The 24,126-nt window shown below is 59.2% G+C and carries 25 protein-coding genes; 16 read left to right on the top strand and 9 right to left on the bottom strand.

The window, feature by feature from the left end; all coding sequences use genetic code 11:
- Nucleotides 1-8 precede the first annotated feature (8 nt).
- The gene (locus CAG25_RS06865; RefSeq protein WP_085610868.1) at nt 9-188 is read left to right on the top strand and encodes a PA3496 family putative envelope integrity protein; all 180 of its coding nucleotides are present in this window, start codon (nt 9-11) and stop codon (nt 186-188) included.
- An 88-nt stretch (nt 189-276) separates the two neighbouring features.
- Here the strand turns inward: CAG25_RS06865 and CAG25_RS06870 are convergent, their stop codons facing one another.
- Nucleotides 277-903 carry a response regulator transcription factor gene (locus CAG25_RS06870; protein WP_007953203.1) on the bottom strand — a complete coding sequence of 209 codons (627 nt, stop codon included), beginning with the start codon at nt 901-903 and terminating at the stop codon, nt 277-279.
- A 400-nt stretch (nt 904-1,303) separates the two neighbouring features.
- Between CAG25_RS06870 and CAG25_RS06875 the strand changes: the two genes are divergently transcribed.
- Nucleotides 1,304-1,885 carry a hypothetical protein gene (locus tag CAG25_RS06875; protein WP_085610869.1) on the top strand — a complete coding sequence of 194 codons (582 nt, stop codon included), beginning with the start codon at nt 1,304-1,306 and terminating at the stop codon, nt 1,883-1,885.
- A gap of 133 nt (nt 1,886-2,018) precedes the next feature.
- On the opposite strand, the gene CAG25_RS06880 is transcribed toward CAG25_RS06875, so the two are convergent.
- Together CAG25_RS06880 and CAG25_RS06885 are read right to left on the bottom strand one after the other, a co-directional pair.
- A complete protein-coding gene (locus CAG25_RS06880) occupies nt 2,019-3,236 on the bottom strand; it encodes an argininosuccinate synthase (protein ID WP_007953201.1) in 1,218 nt (405 codons plus the stop codon).
- 129 nt (nt 3,237-3,365) lie between these two features.
- The gene (locus CAG25_RS06885) at nt 3,366-4,274 is read right to left on the bottom strand and encodes an OmpA family protein (protein WP_007953200.1); all 909 of its coding nucleotides are present in this window, start codon (nt 4,272-4,274) and stop codon (nt 3,366-3,368) included.
- Nucleotides 4,275-4,434: 160 nt separating this feature from the next.
- On the opposite strand from CAG25_RS06885, the gene pyrC reads away from it, so the two are divergent.
- Nucleotides 4,435-5,481 carry a dihydroorotase gene (pyrC, locus tag CAG25_RS06890; protein WP_085610870.1) on the top strand — a complete coding sequence of 349 codons (1,047 nt, stop codon included), beginning with the start codon at nt 4,435-4,437 and terminating at the stop codon, nt 5,479-5,481.
- The gene (rnt, locus tag CAG25_RS06895) at nt 5,478-6,152 is read left to right on the top strand and encodes a ribonuclease T (protein WP_085610871.1); all 675 of its coding nucleotides are present in this window, start codon (nt 5,478-5,480) and stop codon (nt 6,150-6,152) included. The genes pyrC and rnt overlap by 4 nt, the downstream gene beginning before the upstream one ends.
- Before the next feature lie 74 nt (nt 6,153-6,226).
- Here rnt and CAG25_RS06900 read toward each other — a convergent pair whose 3' ends face one another.
- Nucleotides 6,227-6,829 carry a peroxiredoxin gene (locus CAG25_RS06900; protein WP_007953195.1) on the bottom strand — a complete coding sequence of 201 codons (603 nt, stop codon included), beginning with the start codon at nt 6,827-6,829 and terminating at the stop codon, nt 6,227-6,229.
- A gap of 291 nt (nt 6,830-7,120) precedes the next feature.
- Between CAG25_RS06900 and CAG25_RS06905 the strand changes: the two genes are divergently transcribed.
- Nucleotides 7,121-7,339 carry a bacterioferritin-associated ferredoxin gene (locus CAG25_RS06905; protein WP_085610872.1) on the top strand — a complete coding sequence of 73 codons (219 nt, stop codon included), beginning with the start codon at nt 7,121-7,123 and terminating at the stop codon, nt 7,337-7,339.
- Between the two features lie 199 nt (nt 7,340-7,538).
- The gene (gene bfr / locus CAG25_RS06910) at nt 7,539-8,015 is read left to right on the top strand and encodes a bacterioferritin (RefSeq protein ID WP_064599145.1); all 477 of its coding nucleotides are present in this window, start codon (nt 7,539-7,541) and stop codon (nt 8,013-8,015) included.
- A 105-nt stretch (nt 8,016-8,120) separates the two neighbouring features.
- Here bfr and grxD read toward each other — a convergent pair whose 3' ends face one another.
- The 3 genes from grxD to CAG25_RS06925 all read right to left on the bottom strand — a co-directional run bounded on the left by grxD (nt 8,121) and on the right by CAG25_RS06925 (nt 11,087).
- Nucleotides 8,121-8,462 (bottom strand): Grx4 family monothiol glutaredoxin, encoded by a 342-nt coding sequence (grxD, locus tag CAG25_RS06915; RefSeq protein WP_039765841.1) that lies wholly within the window; start codon nt 8,460-8,462, stop codon nt 8,121-8,123.
- Nucleotides 8,463-8,559: 97 nt separating this feature from the next.
- Nucleotides 8,560-10,665 (bottom strand): molybdopterin oxidoreductase family protein, encoded by a 2,106-nt coding sequence (locus CAG25_RS06920; protein ID WP_085610873.1) that lies wholly within the window; start codon nt 10,663-10,665, stop codon nt 8,560-8,562.
- 131 nt (nt 10,666-10,796) lie between these two features.
- Nucleotides 10,797-11,087: a hypothetical protein gene (locus CAG25_RS06925; RefSeq protein WP_085610874.1), complete on the bottom strand. Its 291-nt coding sequence runs from the start codon at nt 11,085-11,087 to the stop codon at nt 10,797-10,799.
- Between the two features lie 406 nt (nt 11,088-11,493).
- Here CAG25_RS06925 and argF point away from each other — a divergent pair, with 406 nt between their 5' ends.
- Nucleotides 11,494-12,414 carry an ornithine carbamoyltransferase gene (argF, locus tag CAG25_RS06930; RefSeq protein ID WP_085610875.1) on the top strand — a complete coding sequence of 307 codons (921 nt, stop codon included), beginning with the start codon at nt 11,494-11,496 and terminating at the stop codon, nt 12,412-12,414.
- Entirely contained in the window at nt 12,411-13,520 is a 1,110-nt protein-coding gene (locus tag CAG25_RS06935; RefSeq protein WP_085610876.1) for an ABC transporter ATP-binding protein, read from the top strand. The genes argF and CAG25_RS06935 overlap by 4 nt, the downstream gene beginning before the upstream one ends.
- A 49-nt stretch (nt 13,521-13,569) precedes the next feature.
- Here the strand turns inward: CAG25_RS06935 and CAG25_RS06940 are convergent, their stop codons facing one another.
- Nucleotides 13,570-14,352 carry a PhzF family phenazine biosynthesis protein gene (locus tag CAG25_RS06940; RefSeq protein ID WP_085610877.1) on the bottom strand — a complete coding sequence of 261 codons (783 nt, stop codon included), beginning with the start codon at nt 14,350-14,352 and terminating at the stop codon, nt 13,570-13,572.
- A gap of 89 nt (nt 14,353-14,441) precedes the next feature.
- On the bottom strand, nt 14,442-14,912 hold the full coding sequence (gene ybaK, locus CAG25_RS06945) for a Cys-tRNA(Pro) deacylase (RefSeq protein ID WP_007953184.1): 471 nt from the start codon (nt 14,910-14,912) through the stop codon (nt 14,442-14,444).
- Nucleotides 14,913-15,272: 360 nt separating this feature from the next.
- Here ybaK and CAG25_RS06950 point away from each other — a divergent pair, with 360 nt between their 5' ends.
- From CAG25_RS06950 to CAG25_RS06985, 8 genes are all read left to right on the top strand, one after another.
- Nucleotides 15,273-16,124, top strand: a complete 852-nt coding sequence (locus CAG25_RS06950) for an MIP/aquaporin family protein (RefSeq protein ID WP_085610878.1) — start codon at nt 15,273-15,275, stop codon at nt 16,122-16,124.
- Nucleotides 16,125-16,202: 78 nt separating this feature from the next.
- Nucleotides 16,203-17,705 (top strand): glycerol kinase GlpK, encoded by a 1,503-nt coding sequence (glpK, locus tag CAG25_RS06955; RefSeq protein WP_039765827.1) that lies wholly within the window; start codon nt 16,203-16,205, stop codon nt 17,703-17,705.
- Between the two features lie 275 nt (nt 17,706-17,980).
- Entirely contained in the window at nt 17,981-18,736 is a 756-nt protein-coding gene (locus tag CAG25_RS06960; protein WP_007953179.1) for a DeoR/GlpR family transcriptional regulator, read from the top strand.
- A 245-nt stretch (nt 18,737-18,981) separates the two neighbouring features.
- Nucleotides 18,982-20,520 carry a glycerol-3-phosphate dehydrogenase gene (gene glpD, locus CAG25_RS06965; protein WP_085610879.1) on the top strand — a complete coding sequence of 513 codons (1,539 nt, stop codon included), beginning with the start codon at nt 18,982-18,984 and terminating at the stop codon, nt 20,518-20,520.
- A gap of 340 nt (nt 20,521-20,860) precedes the next feature.
- The gene (locus CAG25_RS06970) at nt 20,861-21,775 is read left to right on the top strand and encodes a glutamate/aspartate ABC transporter substrate-binding protein (RefSeq protein WP_039765825.1); all 915 of its coding nucleotides are present in this window, start codon (nt 20,861-20,863) and stop codon (nt 21,773-21,775) included.
- Nucleotides 21,776-21,969: 194 nt separating this feature from the next.
- Nucleotides 21,970-22,716: an amino acid ABC transporter permease gene (locus tag CAG25_RS06975; protein WP_007953174.1), complete on the top strand. Its 747-nt coding sequence runs from the start codon at nt 21,970-21,972 to the stop codon at nt 22,714-22,716.
- Nucleotides 22,716-23,387, top strand: a complete 672-nt coding sequence (locus CAG25_RS06980) for an amino acid ABC transporter permease (protein ID WP_007953172.1) — start codon at nt 22,716-22,718, stop codon at nt 23,385-23,387. Before CAG25_RS06975 ends, CAG25_RS06980 begins: the two co-directional genes overlap by 1 nt.
- Nucleotides 23,384-24,118 carry an amino acid ABC transporter ATP-binding protein gene (locus CAG25_RS06985; protein WP_007953170.1) on the top strand — a complete coding sequence of 245 codons (735 nt, stop codon included), beginning with the start codon at nt 23,384-23,386 and terminating at the stop codon, nt 24,116-24,118. The genes CAG25_RS06980 and CAG25_RS06985 overlap by 4 nt, the downstream gene beginning before the upstream one ends.
- Nucleotides 24,119-24,126 lie beyond the last annotated feature (8 nt).

A 24,126-nucleotide genomic window follows, 5' to 3' on the forward strand; every position in this document is an offset into this window, starting at 1 on the left:
TTGACCTTATGACTGACAGCAAAGAACAACTGGATGTAGACGACGATTTCATCGCTGCCGAAGCCGAAGACGCCGAACCGGTGGTTGAAGTTGCCAAGACCAATCTCAGCAAGCGCCGAACCATCGACAACCTGCTTGAGGAGCGCCGACTGCAGAAGCAATTGGCCGATTACAACTTTGATCTCTGATATTTGAAAGCCTCCCGAAACGGAGGCTTTTCTCTTTCTGGCATACGCTGATTCCGATCCGCCCATGATCCGTCAGCCACAGAAACTCTCAGACCAGGCCGTTCCGCTGCGCCAACTCAATCAGATCCACCAGCGACCGCGCATTGAGCTTTAAAAGCAATCGGGTCTTGTAGGTACTCACGGTCTTGTTACTGAGGAACATCCCGTCGGCGATTTCCTTGTTGGTCTTGCCGCGCGCCAGTTGCTGCAACACCATCATTTCACGCCCGGACAGGCGATCCACCATATCGGCCTCGCTGGCGTTTCCCAGGCTGGTCCTCACCGTATGCAACGCCTGATTCGGAAAATAGCTGTATCCGGACAGTACCGCCTTGATTGCACTCAGCAACTCCGTCAGATCCTGTTGCTTGCAAACATAACCCGCCGCCCCCGATTGCATGCAGCGCATGGAAAAGTGCCCAGGCGACTGGGATGTCAGCACGAGCACCTTCAACGGCATCGCACTTGTCGTAAGACGCGCAATGACTTCCAGTCCATCCAGTTTCGGTATGCCGATATCCAGTATTACGATATCCGGCATCTGATCACGGGCAAGTTGTAATGCATCCACTCCATTGTCGGTTTCTGCAATGACTTCGTAGCCATGACGTTCCATCAGCATACGCACCGCAAGACGAATGACGGGGTGATCATCCACGATCAGCACTTTATTCATGGGCAAGTCCAGTTTCGCTGTTCGAATTTTTAGAACCGGCACAATAACGCAGTCATTTCACTCATGGCATGGAGAAGTTCATTCATACCGGCATCAAGAGACAACTCCTACAGCCAATAAAGATTTTTCCTACAGAAAAGGACCACGAGAAAAATGACAGTCTTGAAGAACATAAAACCCGCCACCCAACCGTTCGAAACTCGACAATATTTTGACAAAGCCCCCCCCCAACAAAAAAACCAACCAAAAGAAATAAAAACCAGAAACAACATACCTATATTAATTCAACGACATTTCCGATAAACACCAACTAACCAGCGTCAGACCATCAATCTGACAGCCCGCTATACAAATCATTAGAAACCCCATAACGAGACCAACAACTTCATGAGCAGAGCACATGTTAAAAACCGACAGAAAGATCAACAACCCCATAAACATTATCGCCGTATTTGCATTGATAACCGAGACTTCCGCAGCGGTTTCCTTGCCCTTTCTGGATAACGAAGACCGGAAGATCTACATCTGGCTTCTAATCAGTTTTCCTTTTTTCCTGTCGTTCCTTTTCTTCATAACCCTTAATTTCAACTATCGGTCCCTTTATGCACCTTCGGATTTTGAAAACGACGACAGCTTTTTAAAGGCTTTTGAGGAAACTGCATCCCACTTGCATGAAACAGCGACTCAGCCCGATATAGAATTGCACACAGTAAAACTGCAAAAATCTTTCACTACGCTATATATCGTTGATATCAGGGGACGAAGTGTCGAATTTGACACAGACGCGCTATTGAAAAAAATCCCACCCTCTTCCAAGCACTCGCTCAGAATATTCCTGTTCCTGACCCGCTCGATATCGGACGTTTCATTAACAGAAAACGTCTTAAAATCGTTTAAACAAGCAAAGAAGGCTGCCGGAACTACCTACTGCATTGCTTACGACGTGGATTCAATGAGTATGATCCAGGTGGAAAAGGTTTGAACGCGCTGCAGAAGACGGGCACAGCAACCGCAACGAAAATACAGATCCGGATCAGTTTGAAGAACGGAGCGCCCAGAAACACAAAGGCCTTGTCTTACGACAAGGCCTTTGTTTCACATCCGAACCAAACGATTCAGAACAACTTGCGGCCCTTGTTGGCAGCGATGCGCATGCGCAGTGCGTTGAGCTTGATGAAGCCCGCCGCATCGGCCTGGTTGTAGGCGCCGCCGTCTTCTTCGAAGGTCGCGATGTTGGCGTCGAACAGCGAATCGTCGGACTTGCGGCCGGTCACGATCACGTTGCCCTTGTACAGTTTCAGGCGCACGACGCCATTCACGTTGACCTGGGAAGCGTCGATCATCTGTTGCAGCATCAGACGCTCAGGGCTCCACCAGTAGCCGGTGTAGATCAGGCTGGCGTATTTCGGCATCAGCTCGTCTTTGAGGTGAGCGACTTCGCGGTCCAGGGTGATCGATTCGATCGCGCGGTGAGCGCGCAGCATGATGGTGCCGCCCGGGGTTTCGTAGCAGCCACGGGACTTCATGCCGACGTAACGGTTCTCGACGATGTCGAGACGGCCGATGCCGTGCTCGCCACCGATCTTGTTCAGGGTCGCCAGTACGGTGGCCGGGGTCATTTCGACGCCGTCCAGCGCAACGATGTCGCCGTTGCGGTAGGTCAGTTCCAGGTATTGCGGGGTGTCGGGAGCCTTCTCCGGGGAGACGGTCCAGCGCCACATGTCTTCTTCGTGCTCGGTCCAGGTGTCTTCCAGCACGCCGCCTTCATAGGAGATGTGCAGCAGGTTGGCGTCCATCGAGTACGGAGATTTCTTCTTGCCGTGACGCTCGATCGGGATCGCGTGCTTCTCGGCGTAGTCCATCAGCTTCTCGCGGGACAGCAGGTCCCACTCGCGCCATGGAGCAATTACTTTCACGCCTGGCTTGAGTGCGTAGGCACCCAGTTCGAAACGCACCTGGTCGTTGCCTTTGCCGGTGGCGCCGTGGGAAATGGCGTCGGCGCCGGTTTCGTTGGCGATTTCGATCAGACGCTTGGCGATCAGCGGACGCGCGATGGAAGTACCCAGCAGGTACTCGCCTTCGTAAACGGTGTTGGCGCGGAACATCGGGAACACGAAGTCACGCACGAATTCTTCGCGCAGGTCGTCGATGTAGATTTCTTTGACGCCCATGGCCTGCGCCTTGGCGCGAGCCGGCTCGACCTCTTCGCCCTGACCCAGGTCAGCGGTGAAGGTCACGACTTCACAGTTATAAGTATCCTGCAGCCACTTGAGGATCACCGAAGTGTCCAGGCCGCCGGAATACGCCAGAACGACCTTGTTTACGTCCGCCATGCCATCACTCCACGGGGTTCTACGGAAAGCCGAGGAGTCTACCGCCCAAACGCGATAATTTACAGAGGCGCGACAGCTTAAGACGACAAAGCGACAGAATCTGTCGAGAGGGCGACGATGACCGGCAGGTCAGGAAGTCGCCGCCGTGTTGGCCGGAGTGCTGGCCTGAGGCGCCGGTGCGGTAGTCGGTGCCACCCGCGCCAGGTGCACGTTGACCCGGCGGTTCTTGGCCCGGTTGGCGGCATTGGTGTTCGGGACCAACGGGTAGCGTTCGCCATGGAAACGCACGGTGATCTGCGATTCCTGGATGCCGTTGGCCTTGAAGAAGTCGACCACGGCCAGCGCGCGGCGGCGCGACAGCTCGCGATTGGTCAGGCGATTGCCGCTGTTGTCGGAGTGGCCGTCGAGCTCAATGTGATTGACCGTCGGATCGGCCTTCATGTACTCGAGCATCACTTGCAGCTTGGCCTTGGCGGCGGCGTCCAGTTCGATGCCTTCGCCGGGGAAGCCGATCTGCGATTGTTTGACCTGATCGAAATTCTGCGGGAGCAGTTTCGCCACGCAGGTCTGATAGTCATTGAACGCCTTGCTGAACTTGACCGGCAACAGGCGCACTTCAGACACCCGACCATCGCCCGAGGCCCGGCGCACCACGGGGCTGCGACCATCCATCAAACCGCTGATCAGTTGCCCGGCCTGGGATTGAGAACTGTTGAACAGCACGTTGCCGCTGCCCAGTCGAACCGTGCCCAGATTGATGTCGCCACGCCCCGGCTGCCACGGCGCTGCCGCGGCCAGCAAGGTTGCCGAACCGCCGCCCAGCATGGCGTTGTAGGCGTTCAGGCGAAAGGTCGCCTGCTCACCGGCCTTGCGCACGAACTGCCCCGAGCCGAAGTCGGTGATCGGCTGCGTCAGACGGCACTCGAACTTGTCGCCCTCGACCGTCCACTCAATGTTCTCCAGACGGGTCTGGTAGGTCAGTGCCATCGCGGGAAGGCTGGCAAACACACTGAGCAAGGCTAAATATCGCTGGCGCACGGGAGGCTCCATTGGCTTCTACAACAAAAAAGACCGAGACATACATCTTTACGGCATACCTATGGGATATCGGACGCTCGTCGCAAAACTTGATAGCGAGTGCCTGCAAGAGTCTTTTCCGGTAGCATTCGCCTCAGTTTGACCCGCCTGGAATCCCCTCATGTCCGACCGCCTGACCCTGCTGCGTCCCGACGACTGGCACATTCATCTTCGCGATGGTGCCGTGTTGACCAACACCGTTGCGGATGTCGCGCGCACCTTTGGTCGCGCGATCATCATGCCCAACCTGGTACCTCCGGTGCGCAACGCCGCTGAAGCCGGCGGCTATCGCCAGCGGATTCTCGCTGCCCGCCCGGCCGGCAGTCGTTTCGAGCCGCTGATGGTGCTGTACCTCACCGACCGCACCCAGCCCGAAGAAATCCGTGAGGCCAAGGCCAGCGGTTTCGTGCACGCCGCCAAGCTGTACCCGGCCGGCGCCACCACCAACTCCGATTCCGGGGTCACCAGCATCGACAAGATTTTCCCGGCGCTGGAAGCCATGGCCGAAGTCGGCATGCCGCTGTTGATCCACGGTGAAGTCACCCGTGGCGACGTCGACGTGTTCGACCGCGAAAAAATCTTCATCGACGAGCACATGCGCCGCGTGGTCGAGCGTTTCCCGACGCTGAAAGTGGTGTTCGAACACATCACCACCGGCGATGCCGTGCAGTTCGTCAACGAGGCGTCCGCAAACGTCGGCGCAACGATCACCGCGCATCACCTGCTCTACAACCGCAACCACATGCTGGTGGGCGGGATCCGGCCGCACTTCTATTGCCTGCCGATCCTCAAGCGCAACACACACCAGGAAGCCCTGCTCGACGCCGCCACCAGCGGCAGCGCGAAGTTCTTCCTCGGCACCGACTCGGCGCCGCACGCCCAGCACGCCAAGGAAGCCGCCTGCGGCTGCGCCGGCTGCTACACCGCGTACGCCGCCATCGAGCTGTACGCCGAAGCCTTCGAACAGCGCAATGCCCTGGACAAGCTCGAAGCGTTCGCCAGTCTCAACGGCCCACGTTTTTACGGCCTGCCGGCAAACACCGATCGCATCACCCTGGTTCGTGACGAATGGACCGCCCCAACCAGCCTGCCTTTCGGCGAGCTGACCGTTATCCCGCTGCGCGCCGGTGAAAAACTGCGCTGGCGCCTGCTGGAGGAACACGCGTGAGTGAAGACCATTTCGACGACGAACTGGACGGTCAAAGTGGCGGCGGTTCGCGCCATCCAATGGCAGCACGCTTTCGCGGCTACCTGCCGGTTGTCGTCGACGTAGAAACCGGTGGCTTCAACTCGGCCACCGACGCTCTGCTGGAGATTGCCGCGACCACCATCGCCATGGATGAAAAGGGTTTTGTCTATCCGGATCACACCTACTTCTTCCGCGTCGAGCCGTTCGAAGGCGCCAACGTTGAAGCGGCGGCACTGGAGTTCACCGGGATCAAGCTCGATCACCCGTTGCGCATGGCCGTCAGCGAAGAGACGGCGCTGACCGACATCTTCCGTGGCGTGCGCAAGGCCTTGAAGGCCAACGGCTGCAAGCGGGCGATTCTGGTCGGCCACAACAGCAGCTTCGATCTGGGCTTCCTCAACGCGGCCGTCGCGCGGCTGGACATGAAGCGCAATCCGTTCCACCCGTTCTCCAGCTTCGACACCGCGACCCTCGCCGGTCTGGCTTACGGTCAAACCGTGTTGGCCAAGGCCTGTCAGGCAGCCGACATCGACTTCGATGGTCGTGAAGCGCATTCGGCGCGTTACGATACCGAGAAGACGGCCGAGCTGTTCTGCGGCATCGTCAACCGCTGGAAACAGATGGGCGGCTGGGAAGATTTCGACGACTGAGGGTCGCCGGGTTAAATCCCGCGCATGAAAAAACCGGCTCAAGAGCCGGTTTTTTTGTACCTCGACGATGCGCCTTACAGGGCAGCCGCGTTCTCGGTCAGGTAAGCCGCAACGCCTTCTGGCGAAGCGTTCATGCCTTTGTCGCCTTTTTTCCAGTTGGCAGGGCAGACTTCGCCGTGCTCTTCGTGGAATTGCAGAGCGTCGACCAGACGGATCAGCTCTTCCATGTTACGGCCCAGCGGCAGGTCGTTGACGATCTGCGAGCGGACAACGCCTTTGTCGTCGATCAGGAACGCGCCACGGAAAGCCACGCCGCCTTCGGACTCAACGTCGTAGGCCTTGGCGATGTCGTGCTTCATGTCGGCAGCCATGGTGTATTTCACCTGGCCGATGCCGCCATTGTTGACCGGGGTGTTGCGCCAGGCATTGTGGGTGAAGTGCGAGTCGATCGATACGGCGATCACTTCTACGTTGCGTGCCTTGAAGTCGGCCATGCGGTTGTCCAGGGCGATCAGCTCGGACGGGCAGACGAAGGTGAAGTCCAGCGGGTAGAAGAACACCAGGCCGTATTTGCCTTTGATGGCCGAGGACAGAGTGAAGCTGTCAACGATCTCGCCATTGCCGAGTACGGCCGGGACGGTGAAGTCAGGGGCTTGTTTGCCTACGAGTACGCTCATTGATATCTCCTGGTGTAGAAACTTGAAGTTCAGGGTCCGGGCCAGCCTGCCACCCTCAGGCGACAGCCCTGTGACACGAACCCCCTTCGCAAGGGCCGACCATCATACACTGCGTTTTTCGACTGGCCTTAACGGTTTTTCGCGAAATCCCGGCTGGCATTCAGCCATGCACCACCGTTCGTCAGTCACAGCCGTTGGCGATGAAAACCCTTCGGAAAGCACTTTGACAATCATTCTCGTTAACATTAAGATCCATCGCAATTGAGTCACAACCAGCGACGGTTCTCACTTATGTATGTTTGCCTCTGCACTGGCGTCACCGACGGACAAATCCGCGAAGCGATCTATGAAGGTTGCTGCAGCTATAAAGAAGTCCGTCAGGCCACCGGCGTCGCCAGCCAATGCGGCAAATGCGCGTGCCTGGCGAAGGAAGTGGTTCGCGAAACCCTGACCACGCTGCAAACCGCCCAGGCCGCGATCCCCTACCCGGCAGAATTTACAGCCGCGTAATTATCCCGATTTCGAAGAACCGGACTTAAGTCCGGTTTTTTTATGCCTGAAAATCAACTGCTTAGCGTCTAGACGCGGAACACAAACATTCTTATTCCGATTAATTTTCATTTATTATTCAATAACTTAGGTTTGACACTTATAAATACCAAGCTCAAACTCTGCCTTATATACCGCTACTTAGGGCAGGACTCCCATCATGAAAGGCGACGTAACAGTCATCCAGCATCTCAACAAGATCCTTGCCAATGAGCTGGTCGCGATCAATCAGTACTTCCTGCATGCGCGCATGTATGAAGATTGGGGCCTGAACAAGCTCGGCAAGCACGAGTACCACGAATCCATCGACGAGATGAAGCACGCGGACAAGCTGATCAAGCGCATCCTGTTCCTCGAAGGCCTGCCGAACGTGCAGGACCTGGGCAAGCTGCACATCGGCGAGCACACCCAGGAAATGCTGGAATGCGACCTGCGCATCGAGAAGACCGGCCATGCTGACCTGAAGGCCGCCATCGCCCACTGCGAGTCCGTCGGTGACTTTGGCAGCCGCGAACTGCTCGAAGACATTCTTGAATCCGAGGAAGAACATATCGACTGGCTGGAAACCCAACTGGGCCTGATCGATAAAGTCGGTCTTGAGAACTATCTGCAATCGCAGATGGGCGAAGACGAGTAATCAGCCAGCGCTAAACTCGAGACATTAAAAAGCCCCGCCCTCTTTCGAGAGGCGGGGCTTTTTATTGCCCGGACTTCAGCTCGCCGAAATCCGGGCAGAAGCCAATCAGGCTTCGGACTTGGCCGCAGCAGCCTTGGCGGATGCTTCCTTGACCAGGGTCTGCAGCTCACCGTTGGCGAACATTTCAGCCATGATGTCGCTGCCGCCGACCAGTTCACCGGCTACCCACAGCTGCGGGAAAGTCGGCCAGTTGGCGTACTTCGGCAGGTTGGCACGGATTTCCGGGTTCTGCAGGATGTCGACGTAGGCGAACTTCTCGCCACAGCCCATCACAGCCTGCGCAGCTTTCGCGGAGAAGCCACACTGCGGGGCATTCGGCGAGCCTTTCATGTAAAGCAGAATGGTGTTGTTGGCAATCTGCTCTTTAATCGTTTCGATGATATCCATGGAGCACCTCGGCTGAACTTTCCGACTCATGGGTCGGCACGGTGGCGCATTGTAACGGAATCCCGAGCGCGCTGCTCGGTCTCCCCGACAGACTTGCTCAAGCCGCCGCCACCGTCACCGGCACGCCATTGAGCGCCGCATTGCCTGACAGCTCGTCGAGCTGGCATTCATCGGTCAGGTCATTGGCGCTGGAGCCGGGTTGGCCGCTGGCAATCGCCAACTGCACACCCGGACGGGCGTGGCCCCATCCGTGCGGCAGGCTGACCACGCCTTTCATCATGTCCGCGCTGCCCAGCACCTCGACCTCGATCTGCCCGACCCGCGAACTGACCCGCACAAGCTGACCATCACTGAGCCCGCGACTGGCGAGATCGTCCGGGTTCATCAGCAGCTGATGACGCGGTTTGCCCTTCACCAGTCGATGGTAATTGTGCATCCACGAATTGTTGCTGCGCACATGACGGCGGCCGATCATCAACAGCTCATCGGCGGCCGGCGCCTGCAAAGCGGCGAAACGCGCCAAGTCAGCGAGGATTTCCGGCGGCGCTGCCTGAACTCGTTGATTGGCGCTCTTCAATCGCGATGTCAGGTTAGGTTTGAGCGCCCCAAGATCGACCCCGTGCGGATGATCGAACAGTGTTGCCAGCGACAATTTGTGTTCGGACGCATCGCCATAGGCGCCCATGCGCAACCCCATATCGATCATCTTCGCCGGCGGCATCGTCGGTTTCAGCTCCTTGCCGGTCTTCGCGGCAAAGGCCTTGGCCAGGCCGACGAAGATCTCCCAGTCGTGCAGTGCCCCCTCCGGTTTGGCGAGGATCGCCCGATTGAAACGGCTGACGTTGCGCACCGCGAACAGGTTGAAGGTGGTGTCGTAGTGATCGTTCTCCAGCGCCGAGGTCGACGGCAGGATCAGGTCGGCATAGCGCGTGGTTTCGTTGATGTACAGGTCGACGCTGACCATAAACTCCAGCCCGTCCAGCGCCTGCTCCAGTTGCCGGCCGTTGGGCGTGGACAACACCGGATTGCCAGCGACGGTAATCAGCGCGCGAATCTGGCCCTCGCCTTCGGTGAGCATTTCTTCGGCCAGCGCCGAGACCGGCAACTCGCCGCCGTATTCAGGACGCCCGGATACGCGGCTCTGCCATTTGTTGAAATGCCCGCCCGAAGTCGACGCCACCAGATCCACCGCAGGCTCGGTGCACAAGGCACCGCCGACGCGGTCCAGGTTGCCGGTCACCAGATTGATCAACTGCACGACCCAATGGCACAGCGTGCCGAAGGCCTGAGTGGAAACACCCATTCGGCCGTAGCAAACGGCACTTGGTGCAGCGGCGAAGTCCCGGGCCAGCTGGCGGATCTGCTCGGCGGGAACGGCGCACAACGGGCTCATGGCTTCGGCGGTGAAACCCGCTACCGCCGCGCGCACTTCGTCCAGACCGTCCACCGGCAGATGACTGTCCGAAGTCAGGCCCTCGGCGAAAAGAGTATTGAGCACACCAAACAGCAACGCCGCATCGCCGCCGGGGCGCACGAACAGATGCTGATCGGCCATCGCCGCCGTCTCGCTGCGCCGAGGATCGACCACCACCACTTTGCCGCCCCGGGCCTGAATCGCCTTCAGACGCTTCTCGACATCCGGCACGGTCATGATGCTGCCATTGGACGCCAGCGGATTGCCGCCCAGAATCAGCATGAAATCGGTGTGATCGATATCCGGGATCGGCAGCAGCAAGCCGTGGCCGTACATCAAGTAGCTGGTCAGGTGATGGGGCAGTTGATCGACCGACGTCGCCGAATAGCGGTTGCGGGTTTTCAACAGGCCGAGGAAGTAATTGCTGTGGGTCATCAGCCCATAGTTATGCACGCTGGGATTGCCCTGATACACGGCGACCGCGTTCTGCCCATGACGCTCCTGAATCGCCGAGAGTTTTTCGGCGACCAGTTCGAACGCTTCGTCCCACTCGATGGGTAGCCATTCGTTGCCGACCCGGCGCATGGGCTGGCGCAGGCGATCCGGATCGTTCTGGATGTCTTGCAGCGCCACGGCCTTGGGGCAGATGTGCCCACGACTGAACGTGTCCTGAGCATCGCCCTTGATCGAGGTGATTTGCACCTGACCGTCGGTTTCGGTGGTTTCGATGGTCAAACCGCAGATGGCTTCACACAGGTGGCAGGCACGGTGATGGAGAGTCTTGGTCATGGCCAGTCTCTGTCTTGTTCTGGGCAGGCAATCACGCCTGCGGGAACAAAACTATGGCCCGCAGCCCGATGCAGCGCCAGCGACGTTCGTCTTGTGAATCGGCGGCCATCAGGCCGGCCGATAGACTCGCGTCAGTTCGCCGGAAGCTGTGGCGGCGCGGCCAGCTGGATTTCCTGGATGGTCTCGATCTGCTCGTGGGCGACGTGGACGCCGGTGAGTTCGCCGATCAGTCGCCAATGCTCGTCGAGCCCGGCGCTGATGGTCGCCATCCGGTCGATCATCTGTCGACTGGCGGCCTTGACAACGTCGTCTTCGCTGCGCATCAGTTCGAAGGACATCGAGGTCATCGAGGCGGTGAGGTGGGTCAATGAGCGTGCCGTGTGGCCCAGCAGTTCCATTAACAGTTTTTCTTTCGATTCCATGCGGAGGCTTCCTGCGTCGCTCGTGATTTATTTATAACCCAGCACTTTGCTTTAGCAAATGTTTCAACCTGCGCATCCGACCAAGCGAACCGGTGGCTCACCGGTCGCAAACCGACCAGAGCGGTGCCATCCCCGCCGCGGCGGATTGCCAAGCCCGGTGGGGCCAGTGTACAAAGACCTCGCTGCCCTCTCGAAAACTGACCGGAAATCACAGTGTCCGCACTGCTGACACCCCGGCGCATTTCTGCAAAAACCGTAGCCTATTGGAAAAACGCGACATTTAGTGTCAATATCGCGCCTTCCCCTATTTCGTCGCCCCCGTGCGGCTTACGCCGCAGGTCTCGCCCGTTGTTCCGATAAACAAGGCTTTGAGCATCTGCGGTTTGTAGCAAAAAGGTAGTCAATGATGAGCGCAAGGCACTTTCTCTCCCTGATGGATTGCACGCCCGAAGAGCTGGTCAGCGTGATCCGTCGAGGCGTTGAGCTCAAGGACCTGCGTAACCGCGGCGTACTGTTCGAGCCTCTGAAAAACCGCGTCCTGGGGATGATCTTCGAGAAATCCTCGACCCGCACACGCATCTCCTTCGAAGCCGGCATGATCCAGCTCGGCGGCCAGGCGATCTTCCTGTCGCCGCGCGACACCCAGCTGGGCCGCGGCGAGCCGATCGGCGACTGCGCCATCGTCATGTCGAGCATGCTCGATGCGGTGATGATCCGTACCTTTGCCCACAGCACCCTGACCGAATTCGCCGCCAACTCACGCGTGCCGGTGATCAACGGCCTGTCCGATGACCTGCACCCGTGCCAGTTGCTGGCCGACATGCAGACCTTCCTCGAACACCGCGGCTCGATCCAGGGCAAGACCGTGGCCTGGATCGGCGACGGCAACAACATGTGCAACAGCTATATAGAAGCGGCGATCCAGTTCGACTTCCAGTTGCGCGTGGCCTGCCCCGAAGGCTACGAACCAAACCCTCATTTCGTGGCCAAGGCCGGTGACCGCGTGACCATCGTCCGCGACCCGCAAGACGCCGTGCGTGGCGCGCACCTGGTCAGCACCGATGTCTGGACCTCCATGGGCCAGGAAGAGGAGACCGCCAAGCGCCTGAAGCTGTTTGCGCCGTTTCAGGTCAACCGTGCCCTGCTCGACCTGGCAGCCGATGACGTGCTATTCATGCACTGCCTGCCCGCTCACCGCGGTGAGGAAATCAGCCTCGACCTGCTCGATGACCCGCGCTCCGTCGCCTGGGATCAGGCAGAAAACCGTCTCCACGCACAAAAGGCCCTGCTCGAGTTCCTTGTCGAACCGGCATATCACCACGCATGAGTCATGAATTACTGCTGAACCTGCGCAACCTCGCTTGCGGCTATCAAGATCAACGTGTGGTGCAGAACCTCAATCTGCACCTCAACGCCGGTGACATCGGCTGCCTGCTTGGCTCCTCCGGCTGCGGCAAGACCACCACCCTGCGTGCGATTGCCGGTTTCGAACCGGTGCACGAAGGGGAAATCTCTCTCGGCGGTGAAGTGATCTCCAGCGCCGGTTTCACCCTCGCCCCGGAAAAACGCCGGATCGGCATGGTGTTCCAGGACTACGCGCTGTTCCCGCACCTGAGTGTCGCGGACAACATCGCCTTCGGCATCCGCAAGCACCCGAACAAGGAGCGCGTGACCGAGGAGCTGCTGGAACTGGTCAACCTGAAGAACCTCGGCAAACGCTTCCCCCATGAGCTGTCCGGCGGCCAGCAACAACGTGTCGCCCTCGCCCGCGCCCTGGCGCCAGAGCCGCAGTTGTTGCTGCTCGACGAGCCGTTCTCCAACCTCGATGGCGAATTGCGCCGCAAGCTCAGCCATGAAGTGCGCGACATCCTCAAGACCCGTGGCACCAGTGCGATTCTGGTGACTCACGATCAGGAAGAAGCCTTCGCCGTCAGCGATCACGTCGGTGTGTTCAAGGAAGGCCGGCTGGAGCAGTGGGACACGCCGTACAACCTTTATCACGAACCGGCGACACCGTACGTGGCCAGTTTTATCGGTCAGGGTTACTTCATTCGCGGCCAATTGGGCACCCCGGAATCGGTGCAGACCGAACTCGGCGAACTGCGCGGCAATCGCGCCTACACCTGGCCGATCGGTGGCGCGGTGGATGTACTGCTGCGTCCGGACGACATCGTTTACGCGCCGGACAGCGGGTTGAAAGCGCGAATCGTCGGCAAGACCTTCCTCGGCGCTTCGACCCTGTATCGCCTGCAACTGCCGACCGGTGCACAACTGGAATCGATCTTCCCGAGCCACGCCGACCATCAGGTGGGTGCGGATGTCGGGATTCGGGTGGCGGCGGAACATCTGGTGCTGTTCCAGGCCTCCGGCAGCACCGCCGCGCAGATTCCGGCGGTGGAAAACGGCGTTCGCCGTTACAGCACCGCGCACTGATCTGCACACAAACAACGAGGGAGCCTGATGGCTCCCTTATTTTTTGCTCTCAGCCCAGCATCAATGTGCCGCTGGCCACCAGCGTCGCATTGCCGCCGATCTTCACCCGCTCGCCTTCCAGCCGACAAAACAGCTCGCCGCCCCGCGCCGAACGCTGGCATGCAGTCAGACTGGATTTGCCCAGACGTTTCGACCAGTACGGAATCAGGCTGCAATGGGTCGAACCGGTCACCGGGTCTTCATTGATGCCGATGGCCGGAGCGAAATAGCGCGAGACAAAATCATGCTGATTGCCCCGGGCCGTGACGATCGCACCCAACCACGGCAGCTTGGCGAGGGCGACCATGTCCGGCTGGCAATCGAGCACCGCCTGCTCCGACTCCAGCACCACAAACAGCTCGTTGGAACTCAGAACATCGACTGCCTGGACATTCAGCGCCCGCTCGATCTCCAGGGTGACGCCTTTCTCAACCGCTTCGATGGCCGGAAAATCCAGCCACAACCGGCCACCTTCGCGGCTGACACTCAACGGCCCGGACTTGCAGGTGAAGTCCAGACGCTCGGCGCTTTCCTTATAGATCTCGAACAGCACATAGGCGCTGGCCAGAGTCGCGTGACCGCACAGCGGCACCTCGGTGGTCGGCGTGAACCAGCGGATGTGCCACGCCTGCCCCTCGCGCACCAGAAACGCGGTTTCCGCCAGATTGTGCTCGGCGGCGATCTTTTGCATCAGCTCATCCGCAAGCCACGCGTCGAGCCGATAGACCATTGCCGGATTGCCACTGAACGGCCGATCACTGAACGCGTCGACCTGATGAAACTCGAGCTGCATAACCTTCTCCCTGTGTCAGTCGAACGAGCATGCAGCGCCGGCCGGATCAGCGCCAGTGACAGTGCCGGCCAATTTTCTTCATACAGACGTCAAGGGCGACCGATGTCGGCAAATTTCGCCTGGGTGTGTTCCGCCAATACCGCCGGCGCCAGTTCCACTTCCAGCCCGCGCCGACCGGCGCTGACATATATGGTCGCAAAAGGCTGGGCCGAATTATCGATGAAAGTACGCAGGCGTTTTTTCTGCCCCAGCGGACTGATGCCGCCCAACAGATAACCGGTGGAGCGCTGCGCGGCGGCCGGGTCGGCCATCTCGACTTTTTTCACGCCGGCGGCGTGGGCAAGCCCCTTGAGGTCGAGACTTCCGACGACCGGCACCACCGCCACCAGCAACTCACCCTTCTCACTGGCCGCCAGCAGCGTCTTGAACACCTGCGCCGGATCGAGCCCCAGTTTCTCCGCGGCCTCCAGACCATACGACGCGGCCTTCGGGTCATGTTCGTAACTGTGCACGCGATGTTCGGCACGAACTTTTTTCAACAAGTCCAACGCAGGGGTCATGGCAGCTCCGGGCTCGGCAGTGGCAAAAAATCCTGCGGCGGATTTTAGGCCATCGCTGGGCAAAAGGCTCTACCACGCGCCACGTTTCCCGGGGTTTGCAGGCCAGTAACAACCGCGCAGGCCGGGTGACCCGCAGGATCATTCACATGACTGATAGTTTATTTGTGACTGACGGTTCACTTTCGACCTTTGACAGGTTTGTTTCTTGTCTATATTTTTTCGAATCTGAATAATGTAAGAATTATCGTCATCGCAGCACCCAGCAGTAAACCGGGAACAGGATGGGGATCCTGCCTCGGCGAAAATAGCGCATTGCCCTGTCGGCAACGCGCCAGACAACAACAAAAACCGAGGTTTTCAATGACAACTGCGTTACAGCAACCATCGCTCTCGAGCCAGTGCCTGGCCGAGTTTCTGGGTACTGCACTCCTGATCTTTTTCGGTACGGGTTGTGTCGCCGCGCTCAAGGTCGCGGGCGCCAGCTTCGGCCTGTGGGAAATCAGCATCATCTGGGGCGTCGGCGTCAGCATGGCGATCTACCTCACCGCCGGCGTTTCCGGTGCGCACCTGAACCCCGCCGTCAGTATTGCCCTGAGCATTTTCGCCGACTTCGAAAAGCGCAAACTGCCGTTCTACATTCTGGCCCAGATCGCCGGTGCCTTCTGCGGCGCGCTGCTGGTCTACACGCTGTACAGCAACCTGTTCTTCGATTTCGAACAAACTCACCATATGGTCCGTGGCACTGAAGCCAGCCTGGAACTGGCGTCGGTGTTCTCCACCTTCCCGAACCCTGCGCTGTCGACCGCACAAGCATTTCTGGTCGAGATGATCATCACCGCGATCCTGATGGGCGTGATCATGTCCCTGACCGACGACAACAACGGCCTGCCGAAAGGCCCGCTGGCGCCGCTGCTGATCGGTCTGCTGATTGCCGTGATCGGCAGTTCGATGGGCCCGCTGACCGGTTTCGCGATGAACCCGGCCCGGGACTTCGGCCCGAAACTGATGACTTTCTTCGCCGGCTGGGGTGAAATTTCCTTCACTGGCGCACGTGAAATCCCGTACTTCCTGATTCCGATTTTTGCACCGATTGTCGGTGCCTGCCTCGGCGCTGCCGGGTATCGCGGGCTGATTGCCCGTCACCTGACCGGCGCCACACCTGCTACAAAGGATGCAGAACCGGCCATTGACGGCAAACCAAGAACTTCTTGAAACAGTCGGCGCGGGCTCCTGCCCTTATAGAGCCCGCGCCACGGCCCACTCTCCCTTATTTCGTCCAAGGCAATCGACATGACCGACATTCAGAACAAGAACTACATCATTGCCCTCGATCAGGGTACGACCAGCTCCCGCGCGATCATTTTCGACCGCGACGCGAACGTGGTCTGCACCGCACAACGCGAATTCGCTCAGCATTACCCGCAAGCCGGTTGGGTCGAACACGATCCGATGGAAATCTTCGCCACCCAGAGCGCAGTGATGGTCGAAGCCCTGGCCCAAGCCGGCCTGCATCACGATCAGGTCGCCGCCATCGGCATCACCAACCAGCGTGAAACCACCGTGGTCTGGGACAAGACCACCGGCCGCCCGGTGTACAACGCGATCGTCTGGCAATGCCGCCGCAGCACCGAGATCTGCCAACAGCTCAAGCGCGACGGTCATGAAGACTACATCCGCGACACCACCGGCCTGGTCACCGACCCGTACTTCTCCGGCACCAAGCTGAAGTGGATCCTCGACAACGTCGAAGGCAGCCGTGAGCGCGCGCGCAACGGCGAACTGCTGTTCGGCACCGTCGACAGCTGGCTGATCTGGAAATTCACCGGCGGCAAGGTCCACGTCACCGACTACACCAACGCCTCGCGCACCATGCTCTTCAACATCCACACGCTGGAGTGGGACGCGAAGATGCTGGAGATCCTCGACATCCCGCGCGAGATGCTGCCGGAAGTCAAAGCCTCTTCGGAAATCTACGGCCGCACCAAAAGCGGCATTGCCATCGGCGGTATCGCCGGCGACCAGCAGGCTGCGCTGTTCGGCCAGATGTGCGTCGAGCCGGGCCAGGCGAAAAACACCTACGGCACCGGTTGCTTCCTGCTGATGAACACCGGCGACAAAGCGGTGAAATCGCAACACGGCATGCTCACCACTATCGCTTGCGGCCCGCGCGGCGAAGTGGCTTACGCCCTGGAAGGCGCGGTGTTCAACGGCGGTTCGACCGTACAGTGGCTGCGCGATGAACTGAAAATCGTCAACGACGCCCACGACACCGAATACTTCGCCAATAAAGTGAAGGACAGCAACGGCGTGTATCTGGTGCCCGCCTTCACCGGCCTCGGCGCGCCCTACTGGGACCCGTATGCCCGTGGCGCCCTGTTCGGCCTGACCCGTGGCGTGCGCGTGGATCACATCATCCGCGCTGCGCTGGAATCGATTGCCTACCAGACCCGCGACGTCCTCGACGCCATGCAGCAGGACTCCGGCGAACGCCTCAAGGCCCTGCGCGTGGACGGCGGTGCAGTGGCGAACAACTTCCTCATGCAGTTCCAGGCCGACATCCTCGGCACCCAGGTCGAACGTCCGAAAATGCGCGAAACCACGGCGCTGGGCGCAGCTTATCTGGCCGGCCTGGCGTGCGGTTTCTGGGGCAGCCTGGAAGAACTGCGCGGCAAAGCGGTGATCGAGCGCGAGTTCGAACCGAGCCTGGACGAAGCAGCCAAAGAGAAGCTCTATAAAGGCTGGAAAAAAGCCGTCAGCCGTACCCGTGACTGGGAGCGTGAAGACGCTGAATAAGCCAGTCTGAGGACTGACTAAGGCTGGTCCAAACAGCGTGAAAGCGTAGCGAGCGAAGGCAAGACAAGGCAAAAACAGGCGAGGGCCGGCTGGGGTCGCACTCGACTTTACGGGTTTGTAAATGAGCAGTCCGAGCCTGTTTTTAACGCAGGATTGCTTGCGTAACGCCGAAGGCGCCCAGCACGAAGTAGCTTTCACGTTGTTTGGAAACTGGTAGGGAGCGGATTCCTGCGTCATCATGGGCAAATTTTGCACGGCAGCCCAAAGGAAGCCCCATGAATCTGCCTCCCCGTCAGCAGCAAATCCTCGAGCTGGTCCGCGAACGCGGCTATGTGAGCATCGAGGAAATGGCCACGCTGTTCGTTGTTACCCCGCAAACCATCCGCCGCGATATCAATCAACTGGCGGAAGCCAATCTGCTGCGTCGCTACCACGGCGGCGCCGCCTATGATTCCAGCGTTGAAAACACCGCCTACGCGATGCGCGCCGATCAGATGCGCGATGAAAAGCAACGCATCGGCGAAGCCATCGCCGCACAGATTCCCGATCACGCCTCGCTGTTCATCAATATCGGCACGACGACCGAATCGATTGCCCGCGCCCTGCTCAATCACAGCCACCTGAAGATCATCACCAACAACCTGCACGTCGCTTCGATGCTCAGCGCCAAGGATGATTTCGATGTGCTGCTGACCGGCGGCAACGTGCGTCGCGACGGCGGCGTGGTGGGTCAGGCGAGCGTGGACTTCATCAACCAGTTCAAGGTCGACTTTGCGCTGGTGGGCATCAGCGGTATCGACGAAGACGGCAGCCTGCTCGACTTCGATTACCAGGAAGTGCGGGTGTCCCAGGCGATCATCGCCAATGCCCGGCAGGTGATCCTGGCGGCGGACTCCAGCAAGTTCGGCCGTAACGCGATGATCCGCCTCGGCCCGATCAGCCTGATCGATTGCCTGGTCACCGATCAGCAACCGGTGCCGGCCCTGGCGCAACTGCTGAGCCAGCACAAGATTCGTCTGGAAGTCGTTTAACCCTCTCCGCATAACTCCCTCCCGGCGAATTCTCGTTCCCACGCTCTGCGTGGGAACGATCAGACACGCCCTGATCCGCGCTGACGCGCATTTCATGTTCGAATATTTTCCTTTTTCGGCCCTTCGATGAGTTTTTTCAATCGAAGTCGACTGGCTGCGCGCGTCTTTATGGGCTACCATTTTCGCAAATGAACATTCATGTTCGATTTCCAAGACAGAAAATCAAAAGAGCCCGAGGCCAGCCGATGTCCACATCTACCTTGCGTACGCCCCCTATCTCCGAGATCTACGACATCGCCGTCATCGGCGGCGGGATCAATGGCGTGGGGATCGCAGCGGATGCCGCCGGTCGCGGTCTTTCGGTGTTCCTTTGCGAAAAGGATGATCTGGCCAGCCACACCTCGTCGGCCAGCAGCAAGCTGATCCACGGTGGCCTGCGCTACCTCGAACATTACGAATTCCGTCTGGTGCGCGAAGCCCTGGCCGAACGCGAAGTGCTGCTGGCCAAGGCCCCGCACATCGTCAAGCCAATGCGTTTCGTGCTGCCGCACCGCCCGCACCTGCGTCCGGCGTGGATGATCCGCGCGGGCCTGTTCCTTTATGACCACCTCGGCAAGCGCGAAAAACTGGCGGGCTCGAAAAGCCTGAAGTTCGGCGCCGACAGCGCACTGAAAAGCGAAATCAGCAAAGGCTTCGAGTACTCCGACTGCTGGGTCGACGACGCCCGCCTCGTGGTTCTCAACGCCATGGCCGCCCGTGAAAAAGGCGCGCACATTCACACCCAGACCCGTTGCGTCAGCGCCCGCCGCGCCAAGGGCCTGTGGCACCTGAACCTGGAACGCGCCGACGGCAGCCTGTTTTCGATCACCGCCAAGGCATTGGTGAATGCCGCTGGCCCGTGGGTCGCCAAGTTCATCCGTGACGACCTGAAGATGGAATCGCCGTACGGCATCCGCCTGATCCAGGGCAGCCACATCATCGTGCCGAAACTGTACGAAGGCGATCACGCGCACATCCTGCAAAACGAAGATCAGCGCATCGTTTTCACCATTCCGTACCTGAACAACCTGACCCTGATCGGCACCACCGACCGCGAGTACACCGGCGATCCGGCCAAAGTGGCGATCACCGACGGCGAAACCGATTACCTGCTCAAAGTGGTCAACGCCCACTTCAAGAAGCAGATCAGCCGTGACGACATCCTGCACACCTACTCGGGCGTGCGTCCGCTGTGCAACGACGAATCCGATAACCCGTCGGCCGTGACCCGCGACTACACCCTGGCGTTGTCCGGCAGTACCGAAGAAGCGCCGCTGCTGTCGGTGTTCGGCGGCAAGCTGACCACCTACCGCAAGCTCGCCGAGTCGGCGATGACGCAGCTGATGCCGTTCTTCACCCAGATGCGCCCGAGCTGGACGGCCACCGCCACCCTGCCCGGCGGCGAGGACATGACCACGCCACAGGCCCTGAGCGCGCAGATCCGCGACAAGTTCGACTGGGTACCGACCGAAATTGCCCGTCGCTGGGCCACTACCTACGGCAGCCGCACCTGGCGCATGCTCGAAGGCGTCGACACTCTGGCCGACATGGGCGAACACATCGGCGGCGGGCTTTACACCCGTGAAGTCGACTACCTGTGCACCGAAGAATGGGCCACCACCGCGCATGACATTCTTTGGCGTCGCAGCAAACTGGGCCTGTTCACCACGGCGGCTGAGCAAGAGCGCCTGGCGGCGTACCTGAACAAGGTCGAGCAGAACCGCAGCAAGATCGAAGCGGCCTGATCCGTTCCTCGTTGAACAAAAAGCCCCTGAATCGAATGATTCAGGGGCTTTTTGCATTCAAGGCGAAACAAGGCGTGTCGCAGACGTTCGGTTTTCCGAACGCGACCTGACGGTCAATTCGGTTAACCGGATCAGATCCACGAAAAAACACCATCACAAAACTTTAATAACCTTATAAATCAATGCATTAGCGTGTAGCGACTGGTCTGGCACGACTCATGCTCTACACTCCTTCGACGAATGCCTGTTGCGCCAACACAACAGGAGCCGTCAGGCATTCGAAGCTCAAAAGGGCCCGCTCAACCGGCTCCATAAAAAAAACAATGTCGAGGAAAATTTGATGCGCATCGTTCCCCATATCCTGGGCGCAGCCATTGCTGCCGCTCTGATCAGCACACCAGTTTTCGCTGCCGAACTCACCGGCACCCTTAAGAAGATCAAAGAGTCCGGCGTCATCACCCTGGGCCACCGTGACGCTTCCATTCCTTTCTCCTACATCGCTGACGCTTCCGGCAAGCCGGTCGGCTACTCCCACGATATCCAGCTGGCCATCGTCGAAGCGATCAAGAAAGACCTCGACCTGCCAAACCTGCAGGTCAAATACAACCTCGTCACCTCGCAAACCCGTATCCCGCTGGTGCAGAACGGCACCGTGGACGTCGAGTGCGGCTCCACCACCAACAACGTCGAGCGTCAGCAACAGGTCGACTTCTCCGTCGGCATCTTCGAAATCGGTACCCGTCTGCTGTCCAAGGCTGACTCCAAGTACAAGGATTTCGACGATCTGAAAGGCAAGAACGTCGTGACCACCGCCGGCACCACTTCCGAGCGCATCCTCAAGGCGATGAACGCTGACAAGCAGATGGGCATGAACGTGATCTCCGCCAAGGACCACGGTGAATCCTTCCAGATGCTGGAATCGGGTCGTGCCGTTGCGTTCATGATGGACGACGCCCTGCTGGCCGGCGAAGCCGCCAAAGCCAAGAAAGCCTCCGACTGGGCCGTGACCGGTACTCCACAGTCGTACGAAATCTACGGCTGCATGATGCGCAAGGGCGACGCGCCGTTCAAAAAGGCTGTCGACGACGCCATCAAGGCGACCTACGCCTCGGGCGAGATCAACAAGATCTACGAAAAATGGTTCATGCAGCCGATTCCGCCAAAAGGCCTGAACCTGAACTTCCCGATGAGCGACGAGCTCAAGGCCCTGATCGCCAATCCGACCGACAAAGCGGCTGACGACAAGAAATCCTGATTTCTGACTAACCTTATCCCCTGAGGAGGCGCCTGCCTTTTCAGGGGATGGTCACTCCCTGCTGGCACTTATTGGAAACACTCGAACCGGTGGCTGTCGAGCCGATCGCGTGTGCCTGATTTTCACAATCAGGGCGGGAACGGAGCTTCCCCAGGCGGGCACTTGTACATCGATCGAATCGAGGGGAGACCCTAATGAATTACAACTGGGACTGGGGCGTGTTCTTCAAGTCCACCGGCGTGGGCAGCGAGACCTATCTCGACTGGTTCATTTCCGGTCTGGGCTGGACCATCGCCATCGCCATCGTCGCCTGGATCATCGCCCTGCTGCTCGGCTCGCTGCTGGGCATCATGCGCACCGTGCCGAACCGCATCGTGTCGGGCATCGCGACCTGCTACGTCGAACTGTTCCGTAACGTGCCGCTGCTGGTTCAGCTGTTCATCTGGTACTTCCTGGTGCCCGATCTGCTGCCGCCGGATCTGCAGGAGTGGTACAAGCAGGACCTGAACCCGACCACCTCGGCCTACCTGAGCGTTGTCGTTTGCCTGGGCCTGTTCACCGCCGCCCGGGTCTGCGAACAGGTTCGCACCGGTATCCAGGCGCTGCCACGGGGCCAGGAATCCGCCGCCCGCGCCATGGGTTTCAAGCTGCCGCAGATCTACTGGAACGTGCTGCTGCCCCAGGCCTACCGGATCATCATTCCGCCGCTCACCTCGGAATTCCTGAACGTGTTCAAGAACTCCTCCGTGGCGTCCCTGATCGGTCTGATGGAGCTGCTGGCGCAAACCAAACAGACCGCCGAATTCTCGGCCAACCTGTTTGAAGCCTTCACCCTGGCGACCCTGATCTACTTCACCCTCAACATGAGCCTGATGCTGCTGATGCGCATGGTCGAGAAGAAAGTCGCCGTGCCCGGCCTGATCTCCGTGGGGGGTAAATAATGGAATTCGATTTCAGTGGCATCGTTCCGGCCATTCCCGGCCTGTGGAACGGCATGCTGATGACCCTCAAGCTGATGGCGCTGGGCGTGGTCGGCGGGATCATCCTCGGCACCATCCTCGCGCTGATGCGCCTGTCCCACAGCAAACTGCTGTCGAGCATTGCCGGTGCGTACGTCAACTATTTCCGTTCGATCCCGCTGCTGCTGGTGATCACCTGGTTCTATCTGGCAGTGCCGTTCGTGCTGCGCTGGATCACCGGCGAAGACACCCCGATCGGCGCGTTCACCTCGTGCATCGTGGCGTTCATGATGTTCGAAGCGGCGTACTTCTGCGAAATCGTCCGGGCCGGCGTGCAGTCGATCCCCAAAGGTCAGATGGGCGCAGCGCAGGCACTGGGCATGACCTACGGCCAGATGATGCGCCTGATCATCCTGCCTCAGGCGTTCCGCAAGATGACCCCGCTGCTGCTGCAGCAGAGCATCATCCTGTTCCAGGACACCTCGCTGGTCTACACCGTGGGCCTGGTGGACTTCCTCAACGCCTCGCGCGCCAGTGGCGACATCATTGGCCGCTCGAATGAGTTCCTGATCTTCGCAGGTCTCGTGTACTTCACCATCAGCTTTGCCGCCTCGGTGCTGGTCAAGCGTCTGCAAAAAAGGTTCGCCGTATGATCTCTATCAAGAACATCAACAAGTGGTATGGGGACTTCCAGGTGCTGACCGATTGCAGCACCGAGGTCAAAAAGGGTGAAGTGATCGTGGTCTGCGGCCCGTCCGGTTCGGGCAAGTCGACCCTGATCAAGTGCGTCAACGCACTGGAGCCGTTCCAGAAAGGCGACATCGTGGTCGACGGCACATCGATTGCCGATCCGAAGACCAACCTGCCGAAGCTGCGTTCGCGCGTCGGTATGGTGTTCCAGCACTTCGAACTGTTTCCGCACCTGACCATCACCGAAAACCTGACCATCGCGCAGATCAAGGTGCTGGGCCGCAGCAAGGAAGAGGCGACCAAGAAAGGACTGCAACTGCTGGAGCGCGTCGGCCTGTCGGCTCACGCCCACAAGCATCCGGGGCAACTGTCCGGTGGTCAGCAACAGCGCGTGGCGATTGCCCGTGCGCTGGCGATGGACCCGATCGTCATGCTGTTCGACGAACCGACCTCGGCGCTGGACCCGGAAATGGTCAACGAAGTGCTCGACGTGATGGTGCAGCTGGCCCACGAAGGCATGACCATGATGTGCGTGACCCACGAAATGGGCTTCGCCCGTAAAGTGGCCGACCGCGTGATCTTCATGGACGCCGGCAAGATCATCGAAGACTGCAAGAAAGAAGAGTTCTTTGGCGACATCAGCCAACGCTCCGAACGCGCGCAGCATTTCCTCGAGAAAATCCTGCAGCACTAAAAACGGCT

The organism is Pseudomonas sp. B16(2017) (assembly GCF_002113205.1).
GTDB classification, from domain to species: Bacteria; Pseudomonadota; Gammaproteobacteria; order Pseudomonadales; family Pseudomonadaceae; genus Aquipseudomonas; species Aquipseudomonas pharyngis.